The sequence below is a fragment of the Embleya hyalina genome, from assembly GCF_003967355.1.
GTDB lineage: Bacteria > Actinomycetota > Actinomycetes > Streptomycetales > Streptomycetaceae > Embleya > Embleya hyalina.
Genome location: NZ_BIFH01000013.1, coordinates 1 through 19,033 on the forward strand (window position 1 = coordinate 1; position 19,033 = coordinate 19,033).

Consider the following 19,033-nt stretch of genomic DNA (forward strand, 5'->3'; position numbering starts at 1 on the left):
AAGGCCCCTCGGCGGACTGACCCGACCACCCTCCCCGCCCGCCGCTGCCAGCCGGTTTTCGCCGAGCAACACCCCCGCCTCGTCGGGAAGCCCGACTCTCGGAGCCCCGAACGCCGGGTGCGGCCCACCCCGCGAGCCGGACCGACCCCGCACCCGGCCACCCGCCACCACAAACGCAACGCCCGCCGAACACACCCGACCCCCTCCGCAAGGCACCCGGAGAACCCGACCCGACCACCCTCTCCGTCCCCGCTGCCGGCCGGTTTTCGCCGACCAACACCCCCGCCTGGCCAGGAGCTTCGAGCCACGGAGCCCCGAGCGCCGGTGGCGGCTCACCCCGCGAACCGGGTCGGCCCCGGGCCGACCCCGCCGCCACGAGCGCAGCGGTGCCGTCGAGGGTGCCCGGTTCGCTCGGGTTGGCCCCGGGCGGCTCGGCGCGGGTGCTGGCCCTCTCCGTCGTCGTGCTGCGGGTCGGTGGCGATTCGGTGAGTCGTGTCGTTGGGGCGGTGTCGGGTTCGGCTCGCCTGGGGGTGGTGAGCGTTTCGGTGTCGTGCGTGTTCGGGAGTCGGTTCGGGTGGGCTTGGGTGTTGGGAGCCTGTCGGGTGGGGCGTCGCGCCGGTCAGTTCGGGGTCGGGGTCGTGGTGGCGTCGCTGTCGTCGACCCGGCGGACCTCCGGGGTGGGCCACTCCTCGAGGGAGTAGCAGACGGCGAAGTCGTCCACGTCCATCCAGCCCACCGCGTGGCGGGGGTCGTCCTCGGCGTCGGCGATCAGGATCGCCGCCGTGCCGTCGCGCGGATGGGTGCCGTGTGCGTGGCGGACGCCGAGCACCAGGACCAGGTGTGGTGAGAAGTCGGCGTTCGGCTCGAATTCGTCGCGTAGTCGCCAGGTTTGGCCCGGTGCGGCGATCAGCCACGGCGAGAGGTCGGCGACACGGTCGCACGCCACCCGGGTGGCCGCGGCTCGGTCGAGGTGGTCGTCGGTGATCAGGGCATCGATCCAGGCGTTGACGAGAGCTCCGGCGCCGAAGGCTCCGAGGAGGTGGTCGATGCGCTTGTCGTTGGGGTTCATTGTCAGAACCCACGAGTGTGGACGGGGGATTGGTTCTCGTCGGACCGGTTGGAGGTGGGATCGGGATTCTGATGGGTGGTACGAGTGGTGTACATGAGGCTCGGCGCTCCCTGTGGGGTCGGTCGACGGCGGGTGGACGGCCGGGCGGACGATCGTGGACGTCCTCCGTGGGTGTGAACCGGAACGGGCGCCCGGGTATGCCGGGGTGGGGCGACGCGATGATGCGGATGTCGTCCGCGCGTGGTTCGCGCGCGGTCCGTGTGTGACCGGCGTGCGACCCGCGTGCGTGTGCGGTGGCGACGGACGGCCCGATCACGAGCGGTTTGTGACGACCCGGCCACGTATGGCCGGCCACCGCGGCCACGGCGGCCACCCATGGTGGTGCATGGTTCGCCCACGAGTACGCAATACGAGGCGATTTGCTGATTTACCTGACGAACTGCCCATGGTGGTGTCAAGCTTGAGGGTCCGAGTGGAGGCGTACCGACGACTTGGCGGGGGATCCGATGGGTGAGTGGTCGCAGCGTGTGGAAGTCGGCGCGATCCTGTCGGTGGCGAGCGAGGACGGTGCCGGCGTGAGTGCCGGTACGCGGTCCGTCGAGCGGGCGTGATCCCGGAACCGCGGAGGGCCGAGGTGCTTGACTCGACCCCCGCCCGAGACGCCGCCCCGGACACCGGCTCGACCCCGGCGAGCCGCGCCCCACGGCCGGCGGACAACGGCGCCGGCCGCCCCGACGACGCGCCCGCGCCCGCCCGGCGCCGACTGCTCCAGGTGCTCACCCTGGCCGAGCTGGGCCTGGAACGTCTCGACCGCCAAGGCCCCCTCCGGGAGTCGCCGGCCCGCCCCGACGCCGACCGCGGCGCGGCCGAGCAGTTCGTCGTGGAGACCGCCCGCCTCGTGCTGATCGCCAACCGGATCCCGCACTCCGCACCGGAGATCCGATCCGCGCTCCACCGCATCGCGATCCTGCTGGCCCCGCTCGCCCGCACCCCGGAACGCACCGCGCTGCTCGTCCGACACCCGCGCACCGCCGTGCCGTTCGGCATCACGCACCTCGCCCTGGAGCAACTCGGCCTCCCCGACCCCCGCTTCGCGGCCACGCTGCGTCGCGCCTTCGCCACCGGCCACGTCGACGCCGTCGAACGGCCGCCGCACCGCCGCCTCGAGGCGGCCTGGCTGCGAGCCCAGTGCGGCGGCGAACCGGTCGACCACACCGCACACCGCCCGGGTTCGATCCTGGCCGCCCATCCGCACCCGCTGCACATGAGCCTCGCCGACCTGCACGCGCTCACCCACACCCTGTTCCACCTCACCGACTTCGGCCGCCGCGAACTTCCCGACGGAGCCGACCCGATCGAACTGCGCCGTATCCTCGACGCCTGCCTGCTCTGGCACCTCTTCGAGGAAAACGTGGACCTGGTGGCGGAGTTGCTGACCGCCGTGCTGCTCCTGCCGGGCCCGGTGTCGCGCACCGCGCTGCTGTGTCGGGACGCGCTCGACGCGTTGTGGACCGAGGTGGGGTTCCTGCCCGGTCCCGGTCCCGGCGGGCGGCCGAAGCTCTTCGGCACGCTCACCGGTGCGGAACGCGAGACCTCCGCGTTCCGGCACGACTTCCACACGATGTACGCCGCCGGCCTGACGCACGCGGTGGCCCTCGGCCGCGCGCCGCACGACGTGTGGGCACGGCCCGGGGCGCCGGCCGACCCGACGCGGGTCGGCGTGCGCTCGGACCGATGGCCGCTGTGGATTCGCCTCGTCACGCGCGACGGGCCGGGCCTGCCCGTCGCGTTGGCCGCCGAAGCGGCGATCATCCGGGCCGGGCGCAACGGCGCGTACGCCGAGATGGAGAACGCCCTCCTGTCGGCCCCCGCGCACGGCGTCTCCCCGCTCACCGTCGCCCACGCCCGCGACCTGCTCGACCGCCACCTCACGAGCGACCGACCCGACGTCGACGCGCGGAGATGACGACACAAGAGGTGACCAAGCACGGAGGTGACCGCGCACGGAGGTGACCGCGCACAGAAGTGACCGCGCACGGAAGTGACCACGCGCAGAGGTGACCACACGCAGAGGTGCCCGCGCCGTGACCCCGCCGCCGGCACAGCCGCTACCGCGCGACCGGACCCGCGTCCGTCGGTGATTCCGGTGTCGTGGTCGCGTCGTGCGCGCGCGCCAGGGCGTCGACCGGTAGCGGCTTCACCGGTGGACGGGCGGTGAAGGCGCCGATCGTCTCCCTCGGCAAGCCGGTTTCCCGGTGCAGGAGTTCGAGCAGGGCCGGGCCGCACATCCGGCCCTGGCAGGGGCCCATGCCGGCGCGGGTGAGCAGTTTGACCGCGTCGGCGGTGTCCAGGCCCGGGTTGTCCGCCAGCGTGTGGCGGACTTGGCCGAAGGTGATCTCCTCGCAGCGGCACAGCACGGTGTCGTCGTCGGCGAGCGCGTGCAGCCCGGCCCGGTGGGGTGCGCACGTGTGGTCCAGGAACGCCGCCATCCGCCCGGTGGCGGCCAACTCGGTCTCCACAGACCGTAGTTCCCGATCATGTGCGGCGGATTCGAGCAGGCCCAGGCTGCGGCCGATGTCGAGGCCGGCGCGGCGTCCGGTGGCCACGGCGTGTTCGGCGCCGGCCACGCCGGTGAGTTCGCCGGCCGCCCAGATGTGCGGCAGCGAGGTGCGCATCGCGTCGTCGTGGTCGAGCACCCAGCCGCCGGCCGGGCCGTTCCAGTGTGCCGCGCAGCCCGCCTGGCGGGCCAGTTCGGTGGAGGGGACGAAGCCGTAGCCGGTGCCCACGGTGTCGCAGGCGACGGTACGGGCGCTGCCCGGGACGGGTCGCCAGTCCTGGTCGACGCGGGCCAACACGGCGGCGGTGACGTGCTGTTCGCCCTCGGCCCGCAGCAGCAGTGTGCGGGTGTGCACCGGTACGCCCGCCCGACGCAGCGTGCGCAGCGCGGCCAGGCCCTCGGCGACCTTGGCCCGGTTGCCCGGCAGCGCGGCGACGGCGCGGATCAGGTCGGCGGGGGCGGGCAGGTGCTGGGCGAAGGCGACTTCGGCCACGTCGGCGCCCGCGCGCACCAGTTGCGCGGCGGCGATCAGCAGCAGCGGATGCGCGCCGGCCAGCACGATCCGCCGACCGGCGAGCGTGCGGTGGCCCTTGAGCAGGGCCTGGATGCCGCCGACGGTGAGAAAGCCCGGGAGGGTCCAGCCCGGGAGCGGCACCGGCAGGTCGTAGGCGCCGGCGGTGAGCAACAGGGCGCGTGGCAGCAGGACTTCGACCCCCTCGGGGCCGTGCACCGCGACTCGGGGCCCGGCCGGGACGGGTGTGCCGGGCGGCGCGGCCCAGCCGTCGGGCGCGGTGCGGGTGGCGAACACGCCCCAGGCGGTGGTGTGGTGGGCGAAGTCGATGCCCGGATGCGCGGCGGCGCGGGTGAGCAGCGCGCGGCCGGCCGCGTACGCGGGGGCGGAGAGCGGGTCCGGGCCGGGGTTGCCCGGGTCGGGGCGGCGCCAGATCTGGCCGCCGGCGCGCGGCTGTTCGTCGACGACCAGGACCCGGGCGCCGTGCGTGGCGGCGGTGACGGCGGCGGCCAGCCCGGCGGGACCGGCGCCGACGACGAGCAGGTCGGGAGTGGTGGTGTTCATCGGGCTTCCTCGCCGGTGGTGTCCACGGTCATGCCGGCGCGTACGGGTTCCTGGCAGGAGCGGATCAGGGGCGCGCCGTCGACGGTGACGGCGCACTCGAAGCACACGCCCATCCCGCAGTAGGCCGCGCGCGGCCGGCCGGCGCGGTCGTGCCGTGTGACGGGTTCGTCGATCGCGATCAGCGCGGCGGCGAGCGAGCGACCGCCCGGCACCTCGCGCGGGACGCCGTCGAGGGTGATGGTCACCTGCCCCGGACGGTCGGAGGGGGAGTGGTCAGACAAAGTTCAACGCTCCGAACCGTGCGGGGGAGTAGTCGTCCAGGGGCAGGGCGGTGCTTCCGGTCAGGATCTGTTCGGCGAGCAGGCGGCTGTAGGTGGGGCCGAGGGTGAAGCCGGATCCGCCGGTGGCGACGTACAGGTCGGGGCGGCGCGGAACGGCGCCGAGCAGCGGGAGTTGGTCGGGGGCGAGCGAGGTGGCGCCGGACCACACGCGCAGCACGGGCAGCCGCTGCACCGCCGGTACCACGCGGGCGGCGTCGGCGCCGGCGAAGACCGAGTCCAGGCGCAGTTCGGGGCGGGCGTCCAGGTCCAGGGTGCCGGCCTGCTGGACGAACTTGGCCGCCCGGCCGCCGCCGATCAGGATGTTGCCCTCCGCGCTCTGCTTGAGCGAGAGCCGCCGGCCGGCGTGTTGCACCAGGTGCGGAACCAGCGGCCGGGTGGCGGCGGTGACGGTCATGGTCAGCGCGACGGGCACCACGGGCAGTCGGATGTCGGCCATCGCGGCGACCTCGGCGGTCCACACGCCGGCGGCGACGACCACGGCGCGGGCGCTCAGGCGCGGTCCGGCGGCGGTGTCGGCGAGCCAGTGCCGGCCGTCGTGGCGCAGCGCGGTCAGCCGTACGCCGGTCTCGATCCGCGCGCCGAGCCGCCGCGCGGCACGGGCGTAGGCGTGCGTGACCAGCCGGGGGTCGGCCTTGCCCTCGCCGGGGCACCACGCGGCGCCGACGACCCGCTCGGACAGGTACGGGGCCAACTCGTGCGTGGCGCGGGCGTCGAGCAGTTCGACGTCGAGGCCGTGGGTGTGCTCCAGGTGCGTCTTGTGCGCGAGCAGGGCCAGGTCCTCGGGGGACTCGGCGAGCATCAGGCCGCCGCCGCGGCGCACGCCGCACGGTTCGCCGAGTTCGTCCTCCAGTCCCGCCCACGAGTTCATCGCGTCCAGGTGCAGCGGCAGCGCCTCGGCGGCGCGGGCGGCGACGGCGTGGCCGTGTTGGATCATCCGGTATTCGAGCTGGAAGTGCAGGCTGCCGGCGTTCTGGCCGGACGCGTGCCGGTTCAGCTGATCCTTCTCGATCAGATGCACGCCGGCGCCGCCGCGGGCGAGGTGGTAGGCCACCGCGCAGCCGAGCAACCCGCCGCCGATGACCAGGACTTCGGTGCGTTCCATCAGGAGACGAGTCCCAACTCGGCGAGGGTGGCGTGGACCTGGTCGGCCTCGGCGACGGTGAGCGGCAGCAGTGGACGGCGCGGGTGTCCGGCGGGCACGCCGCGCAGGGTGAGGGCGTGCTTGAGGATGGCGGGGGCGCTGGCGAAGCGCGGCCCGTAGTCGCGGGTGAACCACGCCCGCATCAGCACCCGGTCGCGGGCGCCGACGGCCAGTGCCGCGGCCTCGTCGCCGGCGGCGAGGTGGGTGAAGAAGGCGGGGTGGTCGCGGCCGAGCACGGCGCCGGCGCCCATCAGGCCGTCGCCGCCGATGCCGCGCATCAGCGCGGCGCCGACCGCGTCGGTGGTGATGCCGAAGTAGCGCACCCGCTCGTGCAGGGCGACCAGGCCGCGGACGAAGCCGCCGAAGTCGCCGGTGGAGTTCTTGATCGCCACCACGGTGGGCAGGTCGGCGAGCGCGGTCAGCGTGTCGGTGTCCAGGTCGACGCCGGTGCCGCGCGGCCAGTTGTACACGCACAGCGGGATGTCGACGGCGGTGGACACCTCCTCGTAGAAGGCGATGGTCTCGCGCGCGTTGGGCACCACGTACGGCGGCGGGGTGAGCAGGATGCCGTCGAGGCCGGCGGCCCGGGCGGCGCGGGCGTGGCCGATCGCGGCGGCGGCGGTGTAGGCGTTGCAGCCGCCGAGCAGGGTGTATCGGCCGCGGACCCGGCGGGCGGCGTGGGTGAACAGGGTGGCGCGTTCGGTCGCGGTGAGCGTGTACCACTCGCCGGTGGTGCCGGCGATGACCACGCCGTCCAGGCCCTCGGCGGCGAACCATTCCAGTTGTTCGTCCCAGGCGGCCAGGTCGAGGTCGCCCTGGGAGGTGAAGGGAGTGGTCACGGCCGGTATGTAGCCGTGCCAGTCGACGGTGGTGCGGTCCATGCCCTCGATCCTTTCGGGGACACAAACCCGGGATCCGACTCACGCGGGCCGTTCGGCACCGGTGGGCCTCGTACCTGCGGCACGCTCCGGCCGTGCGGCGTGGTCGGCTCGCGCGTCCGGGATGTGGGGGAGCGACCACACCCCGGACGCGCGAGCCGACCACGCCGCGATGCCCGGAGCCCGCGCGTCATGGGGACGCGGGGCCCGCACGTCGCGGGGCATCGAGGGGACCCGCGCCTACGGCGACGGGTGTACCCGTGACCATCCGGCCCGTCCGCCGCGCGGCGGCGTGGGACGTACCCGCGTCGCAACGCCTCGGGCGCGCCCGCGCCTCACGGCATCGGTGGCGTGACCGCGACCAGTAGCCGTGCCGGGGCGTCGGAGTTGTTGACGAACCGGTGCGGCAGACGCGAGTCGAACGTGATCGCGTCGCCCTCGTGCAGGTGGTGGACGCGACCGTCCACCTCGACGTCGAGTTCTCCGGCGAGTACCGTGGCGCATTCCGTGGAGGGATGGCTGTACGGCTCGTCGGAGGAGGCCTGGCCCGGCTCGATGTCCGCTTCCAGCACTTCCAGATCGCCCGTTCCGGGGGTGAGCCTGGAGTAGGTGATGTGCTGACGGGCGGCACCGAGCCGCATGCGCCGCTCACGCGTGGTGACAGCCACACGCGGTACGTCGGGGTCGTCGAACAGGGTGGCGATGGAGGTGTCGAAGACGCGGGCGAGCTTGCGCAACGTGCTCAGACTCGGTTCCGCGGCGCCGTTCTCCAACTGGCTGAGCATGCCCGCCGAAATACCGGCTGCGGCGGCCAACTGACGCAAGGTCAGATCGTGCGCCTGCCGTAGTTCGCGCAGTCGGTCACCCAGCATGGTCCGATCCCGTTCGTTTTGCTGCCGAGTACCCTCGACTCGTGGATCCTGGCTTGTGCTATCGACTTGTTCAACGTGATTGAACGCTTCGGGGCGAAGATAAGCACGGTGCCGACCCCCCGTCAAGATCGATTGGCTCGGTGTGCGGCCGAAGCACGCCCTCCCGACGCACCGCGAGGGAAGTGGGCGGCGGCGAAAGCGGGTTCCCCCACCCCCGGTCGCCACTGTTGGCATTTGTCCCCGACAACGCCCGTGAGCAGTCATCGAGCAGTCGTCGAGCAGTCATCAAAGCGTTATCAAAGCGGAGAACGATCGCTCCATGTGGATCTTTGATCACCAAACATAAATTTTTGGTCCCACATGTCGAGATGTGGAAAAAAGTCATTGACCGCCACCTCTGCCCGCGCCTACTTTCGAGCCCACCGTTCAGCCAGATCAAACACTCGGTTCCGTCATCGGCCGATCGGGTGCCTTGAGAAAGGTGCGCCATGCAGGGCAATCAAGCCATCGGGGACAACAGCGGCAGCACGACCGCGGGCAGGTCGGCAGGCAGCAGATCCGCCCGGCGCCGGGCCGTGCGACGCGCCGCCGCGCCCGTCGCGGTCACCGTGGCCGCCGCCATGATGCTCGCCGCGTGCGGCGGCGCCAAGAAGAACACCGACGACAAGGGGGAGGGCGGCGGGGGCACCCTCGTGGTCGACACCTCCTTCAGCCTCAAGACCGCCGACCCGGGCCGCACCTTCGAGCCCACCGGCATCATGGTCACCCGGCCCGTCTACGACACGCTGCTCACCTTCGCCAACGGCGATGTGACCAAGCCCGTGCCGTTGCTCGCCTCCTCCTACGAGGCCTCGCCCGACGCGAAGACCTTCACGTTCCCGCTGCGCTCGGAGGCCAAGTTCTCCGACGGCACCCCGGTCACCGCGAAGGATGTCGTCTTCTCCTTCAACCGGGTCAAGAACCTCAAGGGCAACCCGGCCTTCCTGCTCGACGGCGTGACCGCCACCGCCAAGGACGAGCACACGGTGGTGCTGACCACCGCGGCCGCCGACCCCGCGCTGCCCTTCCGCATCGCGACCCCGGCGCTCGGCGTGGTCAACTCCAAGACCGTCGCCGCGCACGGCGGTTCCGACGCGGCCGGCGCCGACCAGGGTGACAAGGCCGAGCAGTTCCTCAACGGCGACTCGCAGGGCAGCGGTCCGTACAAGATCACCAAGTACGACGTGTCCACCGAGGTCATCCTCACCCGCAACGAGAACTACTGGGGCACCAAGCCCAAGTACGCCAAGGTCGTGGTGCGCAACGTGCCCGCGAACACCCAGCAGTTGAACGTGCTCAGCGGCGAGAGCCAGATCTCCCTCGACATGTCGCCCGACCAGGCGGTCAAGGTCAAGGGCCAGGCCCAGGTGCTGCAACAGCCCACGCCCACCACCGCGTTCCTGTTCACGAACGACAACCCGGCGATCTCGCCGACGACCTCCAACAAGGACTTCCAGGAGGCCGTGCGCTACGGCCTGGACTACAAGAGCCTGTTGGACGTGGCCGGCGCCGGATCCGCCCAGGCGGCCGGGATCGTGCCCAGCTTCTTCACCGGCGCGCTCGACCCGGGCAAGGCCATCCAGCGCGATGTCCCGCGCGCCAAGGCCGCGTTGGCCAAGGCCGGGCTGAACAACCCGAGCGTCGACCTGTACTACGCGTCCGACGTGACGATCAACGGCATCAACTTCGGCGACCTCGCCGCCCGGGTGCAGGCCAACCTCAAGGAGGTCGGCATCAACATCAACCTCAAGCCGGCCCCCACCCAGACCGCGCTCGACTCGTACCGCAACGGCTCCGAGGCGATGGGCCTCTGGTGGTGGCAGGCCGACTACCCGGACGCCAGCGACTACCTCGCCTTCACCCCCGGCGAGCTGGTCAGCCTGCGCGCCGGCTGGAAGGCCGAGGCCAACCCCGAGGTGTCCGGCCTGGCACAGAAGGCCAAGACGGCCACGTCCGACACGGAACGTGTGACCGCCTACAAGCAACTGCAGGAGGCGATGAACAAGACCGGCCCGTTCATGCCCCTGCTCCAGCCCGCACAGGTGATCGCCGCGAACAACTCGGTCAAGAACCTGCGCTACAACCCGATCTGGTACATCGATGTCGACAAGCTCGGCTGATCCCACCGCCCGACCCGGCACTCCCCGGGCGGCCGCATCCCCCAAGGGGGGTGCGGCCCCCGGGCCCCGGGCCGCGCGCGGCTCCCACCCCTTCGCCAGGTTCGTCCTGGTGCGCCTGTCCATCGGTCTGCTGCTGTGCGTGGGCATCACCGTCCTGGCCTTCGTGCTGACCCACTCCGTGCCCGGCGACCCGGTCGCCGCGAACCTCGGCGACCGGGCCCAGAACGACCCGGCCGCGGTCGCCGCGTTCAAGGAGAAGAACGGGCTCAACGACTCGCTGCCCTCGCAATACTTCACCTACCTGGGCAACCTGCTGCACGGCGACATGGGCACCTCCCAGCAGACCCACCGACCCGTCTGGGACGACCTGGCCGACAAGGTCCCCGCCAGCGTCGAACTCGCCCTGTTCGCCATCGTGTTGGCCCTGGTGATCGGCGTCGGCCTGGGTATCGTCGCGGCCGTCACCCGCAACGGGTGGCCGGACCGGGTGATCCGGGTGGTCAGCCTCGCGGGCGTGTCCATGCCGGTCTTCTGGCTCGCCCAAGTCGCCTTCTACGTCTTCTCGTTCAAGCTCGGCTGGATCCAGGCGGGCGGTCGGCTCTCGCCCGGCGCGATCCCCCCGGACGAGATCACCGGCCTCTACACGCTCGACTCGCTCCTGGTCGGCGACACCGGCACATTCGGTGAGGCATTCTCCCGGATGATCCTGCCCGCCTGCGTACTGGCCGCCTTCAACATCGGCGTACTCACCCGCTTCACCCGCGCCGCCGTACTCGAAGCCCTCGGCAACGACTACGTGCGCGCCGCCCGGGCCAAGGGACTTCCCGAGAGCACGGTCATCCGTCGGCACGTGTTGCGCCCCGCGCTCACCTCGATCCTGACCGTCGCCGGACTCACCTTCGGTGGCATGCTCGCCGGTACCGTGCTCGTCGAGAACGTGCTGTCCTGGCCCGGATTGGGCCAGTACGCCTACAAGAGCGCGCTCAACCTGGACCTGCCGTCCATCATGGGCGTCTGCCTGTTCGTCGCGGTCGTCTACGTCGTGATCAACCTCCTCGTGGACCTGCTCTACGGGGTCATCGACCCGAGGATTCGCCTCTCGTGAACGCCACGCGCCTGTTCCTCGGCGATCGGCTCGGAGCCGACCGCACCCCCAGCCCGGACGACGACGCCCCCCGGCGCAAGCCCCGGCGCGCCGGGAAGTCGCCCTGGCGCAGCCCGTTGGCCGTCACCGGCCTCGCCATCATCGGCGTCTTCCTGATCGCCGCCGTGTTCGCCTCGCTGATCTCCCCCGAGGACCCCCTCGCGCAGAAGTGGCCGAAGTACCAGTCCCCCTCCGGGGACCACTGGTTCGGCACCGATCAACTCGGCCGCGACATCCTGTCCCGGGTCATCCACGGCACCCGGATCTCGCTGCCGCTGGCACTGCTCCTGGTGGTCCTGGCGATGGTCATCGGTACCGTCCTGGGCGCCGTCGCCGGATACTTCGGCGGCTGGATCGACATGGTCGTCATGCGCTGCGCCGACCTGGTGCTCGCGTTCCCGGCGATCATCCTGGCCATGGCCGTGGTCGCCGCGCTCGGGCCGAACCTGACGAACGCCGTCCTCGCCGTGGTGATCGTCAGTTGGCCGACCTACGCCCGCGTGGTGCGCGGCCTGGTACTGACGCTGCGGCAATCGGACTTCGTCCAGGCCGACCGCCTCCTCGGCGCCTCCGGGTGGCGCGTACTCGCCGTGGACCTGCGGCCCAACCTGGCCGGGCCGGTCGCCGTGCTCGCCGCGCTCGACCTGGGCAACGCGGTACTGCTGCTGTCCGGACTGTCCTTCCTCGGCCTGGGCGCGCAACCGCCCGCCGCCGAGTGGGGCGCCATGGTCAACGCCGGATCGGCGAACTTCGACGCGTGGTGGGTCGCGGTCTTCCCCGGCGCGGCCATCCTGCTCTCGGTGCTCGCCTTCAACTTCCTGGGCGACACCCTGCGCGACGCGCTCGACCCGCGTACGGCCCGGGCGATCCGAAAGTGACTCCGAAAGTGACGGAGATGAACGAGAACCCCGCTTCGACGCCCGACACCTCGACCCGCGAGAAGTCGACACCCGGCGCGGAACCCGTGCTGGCGATCCGCGATCTGGTCGTCGAACTGCCCGGCCCCGACGGGAGTCCGCTGCGCGCCATCGACGGCGTCGACCTCACCGTCGGGCGCGGCGAGATCGTCGGCCTCGCCGGCGAGAGCGGTTCCGGCAAGACGATGACCGCGCTCGCCCTGCTCGGCCTGCTGCCGCAGGGCGGCACCGCCGCCGGGCAGATGCTCGTCGAGGGCGACGACGTACTGAAGATGACCCCGCGTCAGGTCCGCGACCTGCGCGGCAACCGGGTCGCGATGGTCTTCCAGGACCCGATGACCTCGCTGCACCCGATGCTCAGCGTCGGCAAGCAGCTCACGGAACACCTGCGCCACCACAAGAAGTTGGACAAGCGCGCGGCCAACGCCCGCGCGGTGGAACTGCTCGCCACGGTGCGCATCCCCGACCCCGAACGGGCGCTCGGCCGCTACCCGCACCAGTTCTCCGGCGGCATGCGCCAGCGCATCGCGATCGCCATCGCGCTCGCCTGCGACCCGGCGCTGCTGCTCGCCGACGAGCCCACCACGGCCCTGGACGTCACCGTCCAGGCGGGCATCCTGCGCCTGCTGGACCGACTGCGCCGGGAGAACGGCCTGTCCGTGCTGATCATCACGCACGACCTCGGCGTGATGTCCGCCCTCGCCGACCGGGTCAGCGTGATGTACGCGGGCCGCATCGTGGAGAGCGGGCCGCGCGCCGACGTGCTGCGCGAACCGCGACACCCGTACACCCGGGGCCTGTTGGACGCGCTGCCGCACCCGGACGGGGGCAACGCCGCGCTGGTGCCGATCGTCGGCTCGCCACCCAAGCTCGGCCAGGCGCCCAGCGGTTGCGCGTTCCACCCGCGCTGCCCGCACGCGGTGGCCGGTTGCGCCGAGGAGCGGCCGAACCTGCTCGCGTTGACCCCCACCCACGCCGGGGCCTGCCCGATCGACCCCCTGGCCGTCACCGCCTCGAAGGTGGGTACCCCATGACCGCGCTCTCCGGCACCTCCAATCTCACCGTCACCAGCAAGGACGTCGGCCTGCGGCTGCACGACCTGTCCGTGACCTACCGCTCGCCGGGCCGCCCCCTGGTGCGCGCGGTGGCCGGGGTGAGTCTGGCGGTGGCCCCGGGGCAGGTGGTCGGCCTGGTCGGCGAATCCGGCTGCGGCAAGTCGACCCTCGGCAAGGCCGCGGTCGGGCTGCTCAAGCCGGCCGGCGGCCGGGTCACCTTCAACGGCCGGGCGGTCGACACGCTGGGCCTGCGACCGCGGCCGAGCGACCAGCGCGGCCTGCAGATGGTCTTCCAGGACCCCTACGCCTCGCTCAACCCGCGCCGCCGGATCGGCGAACAGATCTCCGACGCGGTGGTGTTGGCCGGCGGCACCCGCGAACGCGGCCGTGAGACGGCCCGCGAACTCCTCGAACGAGTCGGCCTGGCCGCCGAGTTCGTCGACCGCTTCCCGCACGAGTTCTCCGGCGGACAGCGGCAGCGCATCGCCATCGCCCGGGTGTTGGCCGCCGAGCCGTCGTGCATCGTCGCCGACGAGCCGATCGCCGCCCTGGACGCCTCCGCGCAGGCGTCGGTGGCCAACCTGTTGCTCGACCTGGCCCGGGAGCGCAACGTCGGCCTGCTGTTCATCTCGCACGACCTGTCCATCGTGCGGCAGATCGCCGACACCGTCGCGGTGATGTACCTGGGCACCGTGGTCGAGAGCGGCCCCACCGCCCAGGTCTGGGACGACCCGCGCCACCCGTACAGCAAGGCGCTGATCTCCGCGGTGCCGCGCGCCGACGGCAGCGGCGAGTTGCCCGTCGACCTCCCCGGCGACGTCCCCGACCCCGCCTTCCCGCCCACCGGCTGCCGGTTCCACCCGCGCTGCCCGATCGCCACCGACGCCTGCGAGGTCGACGAGCCCGCACTGGTGGAATTCCTCCCGGAGCGCAGGGCCGCCTGTTCGGTCCTCGCTCCCGCTCTCACGAAAGTCGGGTGACCCCACCCATGTGGTTGACCAACTGTCACGTCGTCGACGTCGTCACCGGCGAGGTCCTGCGCGATCGCAGCGTGCACGTCGACAACGGTGTCATCGTCGAGGTGGCCGCCGCCGCGCCGGCGGACGCGGACGTCCACGACCTGGGCGGGCGGCACCTGCTGCCCGGGCTGATCACGTGCCACTCGCACATGTCGATCGTCTTCCCCTTCTCCGAGACGCGCGAGGACGAACCGGCCGAACTGACCGCGTTCCGCGCCGCCCAGCGGGCCGCCGACGCGCTGCACGCCGGGGTGACCACGATGCGGTGCGTGCACGAGCAGAACCGGATCGACTTCGTGCTGCGCGAGGCGCGCGCCCGGGGCTGGATCCGCGCCCCGCGCGTATTCGGCGCCGGTCGCGCGCTGTCCACCCCCGGCGGCCACGGCGAGGGCTCGGACTGTGTCTACGTCAAGGGCGCGGACGCCTTCTACCACGCGGCCCTGGGCGAACTCGAGGCCGGCGCCGACCACATCAAGATCTTCATCAACTCCGGCCTGGCCCGCGAGGGCGAGGACTTCGAGCACGCGGAGATGACCGACGCGGAGATCGCCGCCACCGTCAAGGCCGCCGACGAGCACGGCGCCTACGTCGTCGCGCACGCCGGCGAGTCCGCCGCGATCCGGCAGGCCGTCGAGTTGGGCGTGCGCTCGTTCGAGCACATCTACGCCCTCGACGCGGAGACCGCGCGCCTGCTCGCCGAGCGGGAAGCGTTCGTCACCCCGACGCTGTGCGTGACCAACTCGCTGGGCTGGATGCGGGACAACCACTTCGACGAGGGCTCGGTCGTCAACGCCAAGAACGCCATCGCGCCGCACCAGGAGAGCTTCCGGCGCGCGGTCGAGGCGGGCGTACAGGTGGTCAACGGCACCGACGTGCCGCCCGGCGATCGGGTCGACGGGGTGTCCGCCGTCGTGCACGAGATGTACCTGATGGCCAAGGGCGGCCTGGACAACCTGCGCGTGCTCCAGGCGGCCACCGTCACCGCGGCCCGGCTGATCCGGGCCGAGGACCGGCTCGGACGGATCGCCCCCGGCTACGCGGCCGACCTGATCGCCGTCGACGGCGACCCGCTGAACGACCTCGGCGCGATGGGCCGGATGTCGTTCGTCATGCTGGAGGGCGAGGTCGTCCGCGAGGACGTACCGGTCTGACCCCCCGCGTGCCGCCCGCCCGCCCTCTCCGATAGGACCCGCACCGATGACCACCCCTTCCACCTCCCGCGACGCCCACCGCCCCGCCGGGTCGGCCGAGGACCGCGCCGCCGTGTGGAGCGCCCTGCTCGACATCTACGCCGGCTTCACGGCCGGCGACCGGGAGCGGATCGACCGCCGGATCCACCCCGAGGCCACCATCTGGGACTCGGCCGCCCCCGAACTCCTCTTCGGGCGCGCCGACCTGGACCGCATCCGGGCGGAGCGCCCGGTCGGCCCCGACGCCCCGGTGGTCACCGGGATCCACGCGAGCGACGAGGTGATCGACATCTGGGACGACACCGCCCTCGCCCGCTACAGCCTGCGCGTCGACTTCGCGCCGGCCGCCGACGGCACGGTCCAGCCCTCGGAACACATCCGCAACACCGCCGTGGCCCGCCGGTTCCCCGAGGGCTGGCTCGTCGTCCACAACCACGAGGACGTCCTCGCGTAGCCCCGGACACCCGACCCGGGCGGGGGATCGGGCCCCGCCCGTCTCGGGGCTTCGTCGCCGGTTCGGGCGGCACGGGTGGGGCGGGACTTGCTAGGGTGTGCGATTGCTCAATCCGCGCAGACGCGAGGAGCATGCCTCGGCGTGCGCCGGTTCCGGCCGGGCACGGCGCGCGGGAAGGACGTGGAGCGGTGAGCACACCCCGGTACGAAAAGAAGGCCGAGTTCTTCGAGACACCCGGTCGTCCCGCCCGCGTCCGGGACCCGCTCGAAGATCCGCGCGCGGCGGCGCCGGCGTCCGCGGCGACGGCCGGCACCCCGGCCGACGGATCCGGGAGCCTGCCGTGCTGAGTCGGGGGCAGGGCGGCGCGGAACGGCCCGCGCCCAATCCCGCCTACAGCGTCCGGATCCACATCCCGCCCGACGCCGACGCGATCGTGGAGAGCGTGCTCGCCGACGCACCCGGCACGGTCGCCCGCCGGGCGGACGAACCGGACGTGACGGGCGCGCGGCGGATCACCCTGGACGCCGACGGCCCGCACACCCTCGCCTGGCTCACCCGCACCCTCGCGCGCCGCCTGGGCGCCGACCTGCTGCACGCCCAGGACCCCGTCTTCACCGCCGCCTCCACCGGCAAACTCACCCTGCGCGTATGCGCGGCCACCAGCACCGGACACGACGTCGCGCTCCTGGACGCGGACGCCGACCGCCGGGTGGTCTCCCACCTGGCCGCACACCCGGAACAGATCGACCGCTACACCGGACGCGGCCACCGCGTCGCGCTGATCAGCGACGCGAGCGCCGTCCTGGGCTTCGAGGAACTGCCCGCCGACGCGGTCCTGCCCGCCCTCGAATCGCAGGCCGTGCACCTGCGCCGGGCCACCGGACTCGACGTCTTCCCGCTGCCCGTGGCCACCCCCGACGTCACCGACATCGCCCGCGCGGTGCGCATCCTGGCCCCCGGCTTCGCCGCCGCGGTGCTGGTACACACCCGCCTGGACCGGGTCACCGTCACGCACGCCGCGCTCGGCCCGACCCCGCCGGTGCTGCTCCTGGACACGATCAACGACGGCCTGGCGCCGGCCACCGCCGCCGCCACGGTCAACGCCCTCGTCAATCGTGGCCTCAACCCGCTCTCCGCCCGGGTGATCGTGGTCGACCCCGCCGCCGGCGGCGACCTCGCCGGACTGCTGATCGCCTGCGGCATCGCCGACCTGACCCTGTTCGACCCGTTCACCCACAGTGCCGACGCGCTGCACACGATCGCCGACGGCGCGGACCTGATCGTCGACCTCACCGCCTTCGCCACCCCGCCCCCGGGCGTCCCGGTCCTGCGCGCCCGCCCCGACACCCCGCCCGCCTTCGGTGCCACCACCACCGGGCCACGCCCCCTGCACGCCCTCCCGGGCCTGCTCACCGCGGCCACCGCCACCCGCCGCCCGATCACCGGCCACGCCCGGGTCGCCGCCGTGTACGCGCTGATCGAGAACACCCCGCGCAACGCGCTCCTGCCCCCGACCGACCAACCCGGACTCACCGCCGTCGTCGCCGCGGCGGCCACCCGGGCGCTCGACAACGACCCGGACCCGGACCGGGGCTGACACCCGGATCGAGACCGGGAGCCGGTCGCGACGCCCCTTCCGTCACCCAAGGGCATGATCCGGCCACGGCATCGGCCGATACGCCGACCGCCCCGCGGTTCGCCGGCCGCGCCGAGGCACCGGACCGGTTGAACGATGTCGGCCAAGGGCGTCGCCCACCCGGCCGACCGGACCCCGGTACGCCGAGTCGGGCCGCTTCGGCGGAGCGGTATCGGTGGCTTCGAGCCAAGTTTGGTCAAGTGGGCTTCGTCGGAGGGCGGCTGTGTCCAGGATGACCCCGTACGCGCCGCGCGCCGGCAGGGCGACCGGCACATCTCTCGGAAAGCGGGGTCGCGATGACCGCACCCGAACGGGTCGTACCGCCGGAGGGCGACGACTTCTACGTCCCGCCCGTCCCGCTGCCGCCGGGGGAGTACGGGGACGTGATCCGATCCCGCCCGCTCACCGGCGTGGCCGCGCTCCGCTCGGCGAGCCACAACGAATTGGTGCTCTACCGTTCGGAAGCCGTCGACGGCACGCCGATCGCGGTGTCCGGCATCGTCGCGCTGCCGCCCACGCCCGTGCCCGACGGCGGTTATCCGCTGATCGGTTGGGCGCACGGCACCCTCGGACTGGGCGACAAGTGCGCGCCCTCGCGCGACAACGAGGAGATCGCGGCCGAACTCCCCGAGCACCACGAGATCAACCAGTCGCCGCATGTGCTGCTGAACGCGCTGCTCGAAGCCGGCTGGGCGGTCGCGATGACCGACTACGAGGGCATGGGCACACCCGGCCCGCACCCGTTCCTGCTGGGCCGCTCCGAGGCGCACGGCGTGCTCGACCTGGCCCGCGCGGCTCGCCGGCTGTACCCGGTGATCTCCGACCGGTTCGCCCTCGTCGGCCACTCCCAGGGCGGCCAGGGAGCGCTGTTCGCCGCCCACCACGCCGACCGGATCCCGGAGTTCACCCTGCTCGGCGTGGCGGCCCTGGCCCCGGCCTCGCACATCGTCGAGGACCTGATCGCCGGGAGCGACTACGACGGCTACACCGGTGGCCTCGCCTTCACGCCCCTGCTGCTCACCGGCGCGATCATCGGCTCCCGGGCGGAGGCCACGGAGGAGCGGCCGGCCATCGACGCGCTGGAGGTGCTGAGCACCGAGGCGTACACGCTGTTCACCGCCGCCGACGACCGGTGCCGGGTGGAGTTGTCCGCGTGCGAGGCGTGGGGCGGCATCAAGGGCAACGCCCAGTTCCGGGGCAGCCTCACCCAGGATCCCAACCCGCATCAGCGGGAGTTCCTGCGCCAGGTCGAACACACCAACCCCGCCCTGTCCATCCCGGTGCCGATCCGCGTCTCGCACGCACAGCGCGACGAGCGGGTGAAGATCGCGTACAGCACCAGACTGGTGGCCGAACTCGGCGAGTTGGGCAACGACGTCCTCTACCGGATCCATGCGCGGGTCGCCGACGGCGGCAGCCTGGGGGCGCACTTCGGGCTGATCGAGACCGATGTCCCGGAACTGCTCGCCTGGTTGCGCGACCTGGAGCGAGCGAAGCACTGACGCGGCGCCCGGGTCGGGGCCGGA

General features: G+C 72.6%; 17 protein-coding genes. 11 read left to right on the forward strand and 6 right to left on the reverse strand.

The window, feature by feature from the left end:
- Window positions 1–619 precede the first annotated feature (619 nt).
- The gene (locus EMA17_RS00065; protein WP_126634754.1) at window positions 620–1,069 is read right to left on the reverse strand and encodes a hypothetical protein; all 450 of its coding nucleotides are present in this window, start codon (window positions 1,067–1,069) and stop codon (window positions 620–622) included.
- A gap of 634 nt (window positions 1,070–1,703) precedes the next feature.
- Between EMA17_RS00065 and EMA17_RS00070 the strand changes: the two genes are divergently transcribed.
- The gene (locus tag EMA17_RS00070) at window positions 1,704–3,035 is read left to right on the forward strand and encodes a DUF6895 family protein (protein WP_126634755.1); all 1,332 of its coding nucleotides are present in this window, start codon (window positions 1,704–1,706) and stop codon (window positions 3,033–3,035) included.
- Between the two features lie 142 nt (window positions 3,036–3,177).
- Here EMA17_RS00070 and EMA17_RS00075 read toward each other — a convergent pair whose 3' ends face one another.
- From EMA17_RS00075 to EMA17_RS00095, 5 genes are all read right to left on the reverse strand, one after another.
- Complete coding sequence (locus EMA17_RS00075) at window positions 3,178–4,701, reverse strand: FAD/NAD(P)-dependent oxidoreductase (RefSeq protein ID WP_126634756.1); 1,524 nt, start codon at window positions 4,699–4,701, stop codon at window positions 3,178–3,180.
- Complete coding sequence (locus tag EMA17_RS00080; RefSeq protein WP_126634757.1) at window positions 4,698–4,982, reverse strand: (2Fe-2S)-binding protein; 285 nt, start codon at window positions 4,980–4,982, stop codon at window positions 4,698–4,700. Before EMA17_RS00080 ends, EMA17_RS00075 begins: the two co-directional genes overlap by 4 nt.
- Window positions 4,975–6,144: an NAD(P)/FAD-dependent oxidoreductase gene (locus EMA17_RS00085; RefSeq protein ID WP_126634758.1), complete on the reverse strand. Its 1,170-nt coding sequence runs from the start codon at window positions 6,142–6,144 to the stop codon at window positions 4,975–4,977. The genes EMA17_RS00080 and EMA17_RS00085 overlap by 8 nt, the downstream gene beginning before the upstream one ends.
- Entirely contained in the window at window positions 6,144–7,064 is a 921-nt protein-coding gene (locus EMA17_RS00090; protein ID WP_126634759.1) for a dihydrodipicolinate synthase family protein, read from the reverse strand. The genes EMA17_RS00085 and EMA17_RS00090 overlap by 1 nt, the downstream gene beginning before the upstream one ends.
- Window positions 7,065–7,396: 332 nt before the next feature.
- Window positions 7,397–7,933, reverse strand: a complete 537-nt coding sequence (locus tag EMA17_RS00095) for a helix-turn-helix domain-containing protein (RefSeq protein ID WP_078980568.1) — start codon at window positions 7,931–7,933, stop codon at window positions 7,397–7,399.
- 488 nt (window positions 7,934–8,421) lie between these two features.
- On the opposite strand from EMA17_RS00095, the gene EMA17_RS00100 reads away from it, so the two are divergent.
- The 10 genes from EMA17_RS00100 to EMA17_RS00140 all read left to right on the forward strand — a co-directional run bounded on the left by EMA17_RS00100 (window position 8,422) and on the right by EMA17_RS00140 (window position 19,009).
- Window positions 8,422–10,092, forward strand: a complete 1,671-nt coding sequence (locus EMA17_RS00100; protein ID WP_246126358.1) for an ABC transporter substrate-binding protein — start codon at window positions 8,422–8,424, stop codon at window positions 10,090–10,092.
- Window positions 10,093–10,201: 109 nt separating this feature from the next.
- The gene (locus tag EMA17_RS00105; RefSeq protein ID WP_246126359.1) at window positions 10,202–11,197 is read left to right on the forward strand and encodes an ABC transporter permease; all 996 of its coding nucleotides are present in this window, start codon (window positions 10,202–10,204) and stop codon (window positions 11,195–11,197) included.
- The gene (locus tag EMA17_RS00110; RefSeq protein ID WP_126634761.1) at window positions 11,194–12,114 is read left to right on the forward strand and encodes an ABC transporter permease; all 921 of its coding nucleotides are present in this window, start codon (window positions 11,194–11,196) and stop codon (window positions 12,112–12,114) included. Before EMA17_RS00105 ends, EMA17_RS00110 begins: the two co-directional genes overlap by 4 nt.
- A 17-nt stretch (window positions 12,115–12,131) precedes the next feature.
- Complete coding sequence (locus tag EMA17_RS00115; protein WP_246126360.1) at window positions 12,132–13,187, forward strand: ABC transporter ATP-binding protein; 1,056 nt, start codon at window positions 12,132–12,134, stop codon at window positions 13,185–13,187.
- Window positions 13,184–14,188, forward strand: coding sequence for an ABC transporter ATP-binding protein (locus EMA17_RS00120; RefSeq protein ID WP_126634762.1), 1,005 nt, complete (start codon window positions 13,184–13,186; stop codon window positions 14,186–14,188). Before EMA17_RS00115 ends, EMA17_RS00120 begins: the two co-directional genes overlap by 4 nt.
- Complete coding sequence (locus EMA17_RS00125) at window positions 14,185–15,378, forward strand: amidohydrolase family protein (protein WP_126634763.1); 1,194 nt, start codon at window positions 14,185–14,187, stop codon at window positions 15,376–15,378. Before EMA17_RS00120 ends, EMA17_RS00125 begins: the two co-directional genes overlap by 4 nt.
- A gap of 46 nt (window positions 15,379–15,424) precedes the next feature.
- A complete protein-coding gene (locus EMA17_RS00130) occupies window positions 15,425–15,871 on the forward strand; it encodes a DUF4440 domain-containing protein (RefSeq protein WP_126634764.1) in 447 nt (148 codons plus the stop codon).
- 188 nt (window positions 15,872–16,059) lie between these two features.
- The gene (locus EMA17_RS51525; RefSeq protein WP_160161253.1) at window positions 16,060–16,218 is read left to right on the forward strand and encodes a hypothetical protein; all 159 of its coding nucleotides are present in this window, start codon (window positions 16,060–16,062) and stop codon (window positions 16,216–16,218) included.
- Entirely contained in the window at window positions 16,212–17,468 is a 1,257-nt protein-coding gene (locus EMA17_RS00135; RefSeq protein WP_126634765.1) for a malic enzyme-like protein, read from the forward strand. The genes EMA17_RS51525 and EMA17_RS00135 overlap by 7 nt, the downstream gene beginning before the upstream one ends.
- A gap of 335 nt (window positions 17,469–17,803) precedes the next feature.
- Complete coding sequence (locus EMA17_RS00140; protein ID WP_126634766.1) at window positions 17,804–19,009, forward strand: alpha/beta fold hydrolase; 1,206 nt, start codon at window positions 17,804–17,806, stop codon at window positions 19,007–19,009.
- The last annotated feature ends 24 nt before the right edge of the window (window positions 19,010–19,033 follow it).